Here is a 10431-nt window from a genome sequence, read left to right as displayed (position 1 = left end):
CAGGGAACCCCCAGGACCGCCGCCAGATCCTGACCGCCGACGCCCGCCACCACACACGACGAACCCTCGATCCCGTCCTGGGCAACGGATTTGAGGGTCCAGTCCACGCTGAACAGCGATCGGTGTTCGTCGCCGGACTCCAGCAGCTCTGCCCGCAACGGTCGCAGTGTCAGAGAGTTCACCGACAGCACCGGGGCGCCCGTGTCGTCGGCCGCGTCCAGGCAGAGGGTGTTGTCCCCCGTCACCGACAGCCGCACCCGCAACGACCTCGCGCCCGAGGCGTGCAACGACACCCCGCTCCACGCGAACGGGAGCCCGCCTATGCCCTCGCCGGGCAGGAAAGCTGCGGCATGCAGGGCGGCGTCGAACAACGCCGGATGGATACCGAACTCGCCCGCCCGCTCGGCCGGCTCGTCGGGGAGCCGTACCTCGGCGAAGATTTCGTCGCCCCGCCGCCATGCCGCCCGCAGCCCCTGGAACGATGGCCCGTATCCGTAGCCTGTCGCGGCCAGGTCCTCGTAGAACCCGTCCACCGGCACCGGCTCCGCTCCCGCCGGCGGCCATACCGTCAGCTCCGCACCCGCCGGAATCGTTGCCTCAGAGACCAGCGTTCCACTCGCGTGCCGTGTCCAGTCCGCCTCCCCGGCCGTCTCCTCCAGGCGGGAGTACACGCTCACCGCGCGACGGCCCGGTTCCATCGGTGCCTCGAGCACCACTTGCACCTGCACGGCCCCTCGCTCGGGCAGCACCAACGGCCGCTCCAACGCCAAGTCCTCCAGAACACCACACCCCACCTCGTCACCGGCCCGCACCGCCATCTCCACGAACGCGGTGCCGGCCAGCAACACCACACCCCGTGCCGTGTGATCAGCCAGCCAAGCGTGTGAGGTGAGGGACAGCCGGCTGGTGAACACGACACCCTCGCCACCGGCCCACTCCACCGTCGCTCCCAGCAACGGGTGCCCCGCCGACGCCAACCCCATACCCCGCGCGTCTCCGGCCACGGCCCGGGGGCGTGGCCAGTACCGCTGGTGCTGGAAGGCATAGGTCGGGAGATCTACCGTCGAGTTCCGGCCCACTATCGCGGACCAGTCCACCGGGACGCCGTGGGTGTGGAGAGTGGACAGGGCGGTCAGGAGCTGTTCGGAGTCGTTGCCGTCCCGGCGCAGGGTCCCGGTCACGACCGCCGCGGGATGAGACTCGTACAGGGTGTCCTCCAGGCTGGGAATCAGCACCGGATGGGGGCTGACTTCCAGGAACACCCCGTAGCCGGCTGCGGCCACCACCGGGGTGGTCTCGGCCAGCCGCACCGTCTCCCGCAGATTGCGGTACCAGTAGCCGGCGTCCAGCTCGCGGGTGTCCATCAGCTCACCGGTCACGGTGGAGTAGAACTCGACCGTGCTCTCCATCGGGGTGACACCGGCCAGGACCTCGATCATCTCGGCCCTGAGCTGATCCACCTGCACCGAATGCCCCGCACAGTCCGTGTCCATCCGACGGGCCCGGAACCCCTCCGCCTCCCCCGCTTCTACCAGCTCCGCCACCGCTTCGGCATCACCGGACACCACCACCGACGAGGGCCCGTTGACCGCCGCGAGCGACAACCGCCCCTCCCACCGCGCGATCAGCGACTCCGCCCCTGCCCGGGACAGTCCGACCGACACCATCCCGCCCCGGCCGGACAGCGACCTCGCGAACAGCCGGCTGCGCACCTCGACGATCCTCGCGCCGTCCGCCAGCGACAGTCCGCCCGCCACGCACGCCGCCGCGATCTCCCCCTGCGAATGCCCCATCACGGCGGCCGGTGTCACTCCCAGCGAACGCCACACCTCCGCCAGCGACACCATCACCGCCCACAACACCGGCTGCACCACATCGACCCGCTTCAACGCCTCCTCATCACCCAACGCCCCCACCAGGTCCCACTCCACGAACGGCGCCAACGCCTCGGCGCACTCACGCATCCGCTCCGCGAACACCGGGGAGGACTCCAGCAGTTCCTGCGCCATGCCGGGCCACTGCGAACCCTGACCCGGGAACACGAACACCACAGCGCTCTGGCCGGCCACGCCGGTCACAACACCGGCACCCGGTTCCCCGGCCGCCAGCCCGGCAAGCCTGGAGATCAGCTCGTCCCGATCCGCGCCCAGGACCACCGCCCGATGCTCCAGACTCGCCCGCGTGGACACCAAAGCCGCACCCACACCCACCGGGTCCAGTCCCGGATCGGCCTCTACGTGTACTGCGAGCCGCTGCGCCTGCTCCCGCAACGCCGACTCCGACCTGGCCGACAGCACCCACGGCACCATCACCGGAGCAGTCGCCGGCCCAGGCTCCGCATCGGACACCGGGGCCTGTTCGAGGATCACGTGGGCGTTAGTGCCGCTGACTCCGAACGAGGACACCCCGGCTCGCCACGGCCGGTCGACCACCGGCCACGGTTGCTGCTCCGTCAGCAACTCCACTGCGCCGGCTGACCAGTCCACTTCCGGAGTCGGCTGGTCCACGTGGAGAGTGCGGGGCAGCACGCCCTGCTGCATCGCCAGCACCATTTTCATCACACCGGCGACACCGGCAGCGGCCTGCGTGTGACCGATGTTGGACTTCAGCGATCCGAGCCACAGCGGGCGATCCGCCGGACGGTCCTGCCCGTACGTCGCCAGCAGCGCCTGGGCCTCGATCGGGTCTCCCAGCCGGGTGCCAGTGCCGTGCGCCTCCACGACGTCCACCTCAGCCGGGCTGACTCCGGCGCTGGCCAGTGCCTGCCGGATCACCCGCTGCTGCGACGGACCATTCGGCGCCGACAACCCGTTCGACGCACCATCCTGATTGATCGCCGAACCCCGCACCACCGCCAACACCCGGTGACCCTTGCGCCGGGCGTCCGACAACCGCTCCACCACGACCAACCCGGCGCCCTCACCCCACCCGGTGCCGTCGGCCGCTGCGGCAAAGGACTTGCAGCGACCGTCCCCCGCCAACACGCCCTGCATGGCGAACTCGGCAAAGGCCCCCGGTGTGGACATCACCGCCGCACCACCGGTCAGCGCCAGATCACACTCCCCCGACCGCAGCGCCTGGGCCGCGAGATGCAACGCGACCAGCGACGACGAACACGCCGTGTCCACCGTGATCGCGGGCCCCTCCAACCCCAGCACATACGCGATCCGGCCCGACAGCACGCTGCTCGCGCCACCGGTCAGCCGGTAGCCGTCCCCTTCGTCCGAGATATCCCCCACGGTCTCGTATCCCGAGACCGCCCCGCCCACGAACACCCCGGTCTTGCTGCCCCTCAACAAGTCCGGGTCGATCCCGGCCCGTTCCAGTGCTTCCCACGCCGTCTCCAGCAACAACCGCTGCTGCGGGTCCATCGCCAACGCCTCACGCGGCGAAATCCCGAAGAACCCCGCATCAAACCCCGCCACATCCTCGACGAACCCACCCACCCGGGCGAAATCACCGGCCAGATCCCAGCCCCGATCAGCGGGGAACTCAGCCATCGCGTCAGCCGAAGACACCACCACATCCCACAACTGCTCCGGCGACGACACCCCACCCGGGAACCGGCAGCCCATCCCGACGATGGCGATCGGCTCGTCCGGCTCGGCCCTCATCACAACCGGAGCCACCATCTGCGCTTCCGTGCCCAGCAGTTCCGAACGCAGGTGCTCGGCCAGCACGGCAGGCGTCGGGTGGTCGAAGACAAGGCTCGCGGGCAGTACGAGACCGGTGGCCGAACCCAGCTTGTTCCGCAACTCCACCGCGGTCAGCGAATCGAAACCGATGTCCCGGAAGGCCCGGCCTGGCGGGAGGGCATCGGCGTTGTCGAAACCGAGGGTGACGGCCGCTTCCCGCCGGACCAGGTCCAGCAACGTCCGCGCACGTTCCTTCTCCCCCATGCCGGCCAGCCTGCTCCGCAACGCCGACTCGCCAACCGGCTGTGGCCGAGCCAACGCCTTGCGTGCTTCGGGGATGCCGGTGAGGAGAGGGCTCGGGCGCTCGACGGTGAAACTCGGCGCGAACCGCTCCCAGTCCGTGTCCGTCACCGTGAGAGTGACCGAGCCGTCGCCCACCGCCCGTTCCAGAGCCGCCATCGCCAGCTCCGGAGCCATCGGCAGCACACCACGCCGCCGGTACGCCTCAACGAACTCCGCACCCGCCGCGCCCATCCCGGGCCCCGCCCACAGACCCCACGCCACCGACGTCGCCGCAAGCCCCACACCATGCCGGTACTGCGCCAACCCGTCCAGGAAAGCATTCGCCGCGGCATACGCCGCCTGCCCGCCGGCACCCCAGCTCGCCGCGCCCGAGGAGAACAGCACGAACGCCGTCAGGTCCAGCTCCGCCGTCAGTTCGTGCAGATGCCACGCCGACAGCGTCTTCGCCCGCAGCACCGCGTCCAGCCGCCCCGGCTCCAACTCACCCACCGGCACGCTGTCGTCACCGATACCGGCCGCGTGCACGACCGCCGTCAGCGGACAGTCCGCCGGTATCCGGGCCAGCACTCCCGACAACGCCTCCCGGTCGGCGACGTCACACGCCTCCACCGTCACCCGCGCACCCAGCCCTGTGAGTTCCTCACACAGAGCGGGCACACCGGGAGCCTGCTCACCCCGGCGGCTGACCAGCACGACATGCTCCGCACCACGGGCCACCGCCCACCGCGCCACATGACCGCCCAAACCCCCGGTCCCACCCGTGATCAACACCGAACCCTTCAACCGCACCCCACCACCGGCCCCGGAACCGGCCCGGACCAGGCGACGCCCGTACACACCCGACTCCCGCACAGCGACCTGATCCTCACCACCACCGGCCAGCACCCGCCTCAACAACCCACCAGTCTGTCCATCGAACACGGCAGGCAGATCCACCAACCCGCCCCACCGACCCGGCACATCCAGCGCGGCAGCACGACCCAGACCCCACAGTGCCGTCTGCACCGGGCCGACGACCGGATCCGCAGACCCCACCGACACCGCACCCCGCGTCACACACCACACCCGCGCAGCGATCCCCGCATCACCCAACGCCTGCACCAACCCCACCGTCCCGGCCAAGCCGACAGGTGTGGCCTCGAACCCCTCACACGATTCCTCGACCACACCCAACAGCGACACCACCCCAGCAGGCTCAGGCAGATCCGCCAACTGCTCGGCGAGCAAAGCACGGTCGACGTCCCCCGCCACCTCCAGCCGCACCGCCCCGGAACCCAACGCCTCCACTACCGAAGCAACCCACGCATCCTCACCCCACCCCGCAGGCACCACCACCAGCCAACCATCCGGCAGAACGGCCTGGGACGTCCCGGGCAGCAGCTTCCAACTCTCCGCGAACCGCCACCCATCCACCAACGACCCAGCCCGCCGACGCTCACGCCACGCCGACAACGCCGGCACCACCTCAGCCAAAACCCCCTCGTCGACCCCCAACTCAGCCGACAGCGACCCCGCATCCGTATCCCGCACCACCGACCACAACTCATCATCCGCACCACCCACCACAGACCCGGACACCGGCTCCGGCCAGTACCGCTCACGCTGGAAGGCATACGTCGGCAGATCCACCACCGCGTCCCGGCCCACGATCGCGGACCAGTCCACCCGGACACCACGGGTATGCAGGGTGGACAGGGCGGTCAGGAGTTGTCCGGGCTCGTTCCCGTCCCGGCGCAAGGTCCCCGTCACGACCGCCGCCGGATGAGACTCGTACAGAGTCTCTTCCAGGCTGGGAGTCAGCACCGGATGGGGGCTGACCTCCACGAACACCCCATGACCGGCCTCGGCCAGTGCCCGGGTGGTCTCGGCCAGCCGCACCGTCTCCCGCAGGTTGCGGTACCAGTAGCCGGCGTCCAGCTTCCGGGTGTCGGTCAGTTCACCGGTCACCGTGGAGTAGAACGCGACCGCACCCTCCACCGGAGCGATCCCGGCCAGGGACTCGACCAGCTCCGTCTCGATCAACTCCACCTGCGGGGAATGCGACGCATAGTCCACCTCGACCCGACGAGCCCGGAAACCCTCCGCCTCCCCCGCCTCGACCAGCTCCGCCACCGCCTGCACGTCCCCGGACACCACCACCGACGACGGCCCGTTCACCGCCGCGACCGACAAACGCCCCGCCCACCGCGCGACCAACAACTCCACCTCAGCCTGAGGCAGTCCCACCGACACCATGCCACCCAGGCCGGACAGTGACCCGGCGATCAGCCGGCTGCGCACCGCACTGACCCTGGCACCGTCCGCCAACGACAACCCACCCGCCACACACGCCGCCGCAATCTCCCCCTGCGAATGCCCCATCACGGCGGCCGGCACCACCCCCAACGACCGCCACACCTCCGCCAACGACACCATCACCGCCCACAACACCGGCTGCACCACATCAACCCGCTCCAACGCCTCCCGGTCCCCCAGCACCTCCAGCAGATCCCACTCCACGAACGAGGACAGCGCCTCGGCACACTCCCCCATCCGCTCCGCGAACACCGGCGAAACCGCCAGCAGCCCCTGCGCCATACCCACCCACTGCGACCCCTGACCGGGGAACACAAACACCACACCACGCCCACCAGCCACACCCTGACCCGCCAGCCCGGTCACCACACCAGCACCCGGCTCCCCGGCCGCAAGTCCACCCAGCCCGGCTATCAACTCGTCCCGGCCGGCGCCCAGGACCACCGCCCGATGCTCCAGACTCGCCCTGGTGGACACCAGCGCCGCACCCACACCCACCGGATCCAGCCCCGGATCCGCCTCCACAAACGCCGCAAGCCGCCGCGCCTGATCCCGCAACGCCGACTCCGACCTCCCCGACAACACCCACGGCACCACCGACGGAGCAACAACATCCACATCAGAGGCCGGTTCAAGCTCAGGAGCCTGCTCCAGAATCACGTGAGCATTGGTGCCACTGACTCCGAACGAGGACACCCCCGCACGCCACGGCCGGTCGACCACCGGCCAGGGTTGCTGCTCCGTCAGCAACTCCACCGCACCCGCCGACCAGTCCACCTCAGGCGTCGGCTGATCCACGTGCAAGGTGCGCGGCAACACACCCTCCTGCATCGCCAACACCATCTTGATCACACCGGCCACCCCTGCCGCGCCTTGCGTGTGACCGATGTTGGACTTCAATGACCCCAGCCACAGCGGACGATCCGCAGGCCTGTCCTGCCCATAGGTCGCCAACAGTGCCTGGGCCTCGATCGGGTCACCCAGCCGAGTCCCCGTACCGTGCGCCTCCACGACGTCCACCTCAGCCGCAGACACACCCGCACTGTCCAACGCCTGCCGGATCACCCGCTGCTGCGACGGACCATTCGGCGCGGTCAAACCGTTCGACGCACCGTCCTGATTGATCGCCGAACCCCGCACCACCGCCAACACCCGATGCCCATTGCGCCGGGCATCCGACAACCGCTCCACCACGACCAACGCGACACCCTCAGCCCACCCGGTGCCATCGGCCGCCGCAGCGAAGGACTTGCAGCGGCCGTCCCCCGCCAGCCCGCTCTGCTCGGCAAAGGCCCCCGGTGTGGCCATCACCGTCACACCACCGGCCAGCGCCAGATCGCACTCCCCCGACCGCAGCGCCTGCGCAGCCAAGTGCAACGCGACCAGCGACGACGAACACGCCGTGTCCACCGTCACCGCGGGCCCTTCCAACCCCAACGAGTACGCGATCCGCCCCGACAGCACACTGCCCGCGGTGCCGATCCCGAGAATTCCTCCCACTTCATCCGACGCCGTCCTCAAGGGTTCGGCATAGTCGTGGTACATCAGCCCGGCGTACACACCGGTCCTGCTGCCCTTCAATGAGTGCGGGTCAATTCGGGCCCGTTCCAGGGCCTCCCACGCCGTCTCCAGCAACAACCGCTGCTGCGGATCCATCGCCAACGCCTCACGCGGCGAGATCCCGAAGAACCCCGCGTCGAACTCCGCCGCGTCATGGAGAAAGCCACCCGCGCGGGACGAATCACCGTCAGTCAGGTCCCAGCCCCGGTCCACCGGGAACCCGGAAATGGCGTCCACCCCGCCGACCAGCACATCCCACAGATCCGACGGCGAAGACACCCCGCCTGGGAACCGGCACCCGATTCCCACGATCGCCACCGGCTCGACCCTGGCCGTGGCGAGCTGCTGGTTCTGCTTGCGCAGCAGATCGATCTCCTTCAACGACGACCGCAGCGCTTCGACATACTTTTCGACGGAGTCACTCATCGGATTGCCTTTCGATCGTCGCTAGTTCGTGGTGTTCTCGGCGGCCAGGCGCAGCAGACTCTCGCCGTCCAACTCGTCGATCGAGACCTCATCGCCGGACGTGACGGTCTCCGCGACCTCGCCGTCCTCGCCGGCGAGTCGTAGCAACAGGTCCAGCAGGCCCGCCTTGCGCAGGCGGCTGACAGGGATGGCCGCCAGGGTCTCGCCGAGACGGGCGTCCGCGTCCTTGGACGGCTCCGCCGCCAGGAGGTCGGGGCGCAACTCCGACCGAAGGTGGTCGGCCACTGTTTCCGGTGTGGGGTAGTCGAACACCAGCGTGGCCGGCAACCGCAGACCAGTGGCCGTGTTGAGCCGGTTACGCAGGTCGATGGCGGTCATCGAGTCGAAGCCCAGTTCCCGGAACGCGGAAGTGACCTGTATCGACTCCGGGGTGGCGTACCCCAGAACTGTCGCCGTGTGAGTGGTGACCACCTGTGCCAGTACGGCCTGAGCGTCAGCAGCCGACAGACCGGCCAGGCGCTGCCGCAACACCGCGCCCGCCACCTCGCCGTCCCGCGCAGCGGCGAGACTCCTACGACGGACCGGGCCACGCACCAGACCGCGCAACAGCCCCGGCAACGGCTGACCACCAGCACGCACACCGGCCGGATCCCAGCGCATCCCCGCCACGAACGAGCGCCCGGACCGTACAGCACGGTCCAGCAGCGCCATTCCCTCCTCCGCCGTCAGCGGCACAACCCCCGTCGCGCTGATCCGGCGGAGGTCGGTCTGCGACAGCTGCCCGGTCAGCGCACTGACCGGCGCCCACATGCCCCATGCCACCGACACGGCGGACTCGCCGCGGGCGGCACGCTGTTGAGCTATCGCGTCCAGCACGGAGTTCGCCGCCGCGTACCCCGCCTGTCCAGCCGCACCCAGCACACCCGACATGGACGAGAAGAGGACGAAGGCGGCCAGGTCCAGCCCGGCGGTCGCCTCATGCAGGTACCACGCCGCGTCCGCCTTCGGACGCATCACGGCGTCGACCCGCTCCGGCGTCAACGACGTCACCACCCCGTCGTCCACCACACCCGCCGTATGCACCACCGCAGTCAACGGATGCTCACCCGGAATCGCCTCAAGCGCAGCCGTCAGCGCCGCCCGGTCCGACACGTCACACGCCACCACCCGCACCTGGGCGCCCCGTTCGGTCAACTCCTCGACGAGTGTCTGCGCCCCTGGCGCGGCCAGCCCCTGCCGCGACACCAGCAGCAGATGCCGCGCCCCGTGACGCTCCACCCAATCCCGCGCCACCAATCCACCCAACGTCCCGGTGCCACCCGTAATCAACACCGTTCCCTCAGGATCCACCGGCCGTGCCGGGGCCGACGCCTCGCCCCCGCGCGTCGGCGTCAACCGGGGGCTGTATGCCTGCCCGGCCCGCACCGCCAGTTCGAACTCGCCCTCGTCATCGGCCGACCCGCCCAGCGCGGTGGGGAGGCACTGCCATGATTCGGCGGTACCGTCCACGTCGACCAGACCGAACCGGCCCGGGTGCTCCGACCTCGCCGACCGCACCAGCCCCTGCACCCCGGCGCCCGCCAGGTCCTCCACCCGGTCGGCCGTCCCCACGGACACCGCGTTCCTCGTCACCACCACCAGCCGTGCGTCACCACGCCCGTCATCGGCCAGCCACTGCTGCACCATGTCCAGCACCCGGCACACCTCAGAACGCGCCGCCGCAGCCACATCAGCATCGTTCGCGTCCGCTCCGGCTCCCACAGGCACCAGAACCAGGCCGGTGTCCGGGCACTCGGACAGTTCCGGATGCCAGGGGACCCCCAGGAGCGCCGCCAGGTCCTGACCGCCGACGCCCGCCACCACGCACGACGAGCCCTCGGTGCCGGCCTGGGCGGCGGGCTTCGGGGTCCAGTCCACGCTGAACAGCGACCGTTGTTCGTCCCCGGACTCCAGCAGTTCCGCTCGCACCGGTCGCAGCGTCAGCGAGTTGACCGACAGCACCGGGGCGCCCATGTCGTCAGCCGCGTCCAGGGAGAGGGTGCCTTCTCCGGTCACCGACAGCCGTACCCTCAGCGACCGTGCGCCCGACGCGTGCAGCGACACCCCGCGCCAGGCGAACGGGAGTACACCTTCGCCTTCGCCGGGCAGGAACGCGGCGGCGTGCAGGGCGGCGTCGAACAACGCCGGATGGATTCCGAACTCGCCCGCGCGC

General features: G+C 70.0%; 2 protein-coding genes. Both read right to left on the bottom strand.

The window, feature by feature from the left end; translation table 11 throughout:
• On the bottom strand, positions 1-8219 hold an 8219-nt coding region (locus tag ACYUD3_RS38430), incomplete at its 3' end, for a type I polyketide synthase (protein ID WP_470981133.1).
• A gap of 21 nt (positions 8220-8240) precedes the next feature.
• On the bottom strand, positions 8241-10431 hold a 2191-nt coding region (locus ACYUD3_RS38425), incomplete at its 5' end, for a type I polyketide synthase (RefSeq protein ID WP_470981130.1).

The organism is Streptomyces sp. AMJ-169 (assembly GCF_055597585.1).
The sequence above is the reverse complement of the archived record's forward strand: the minus strand, read 5'-3'. Positions and strand labels throughout refer to the sequence as shown.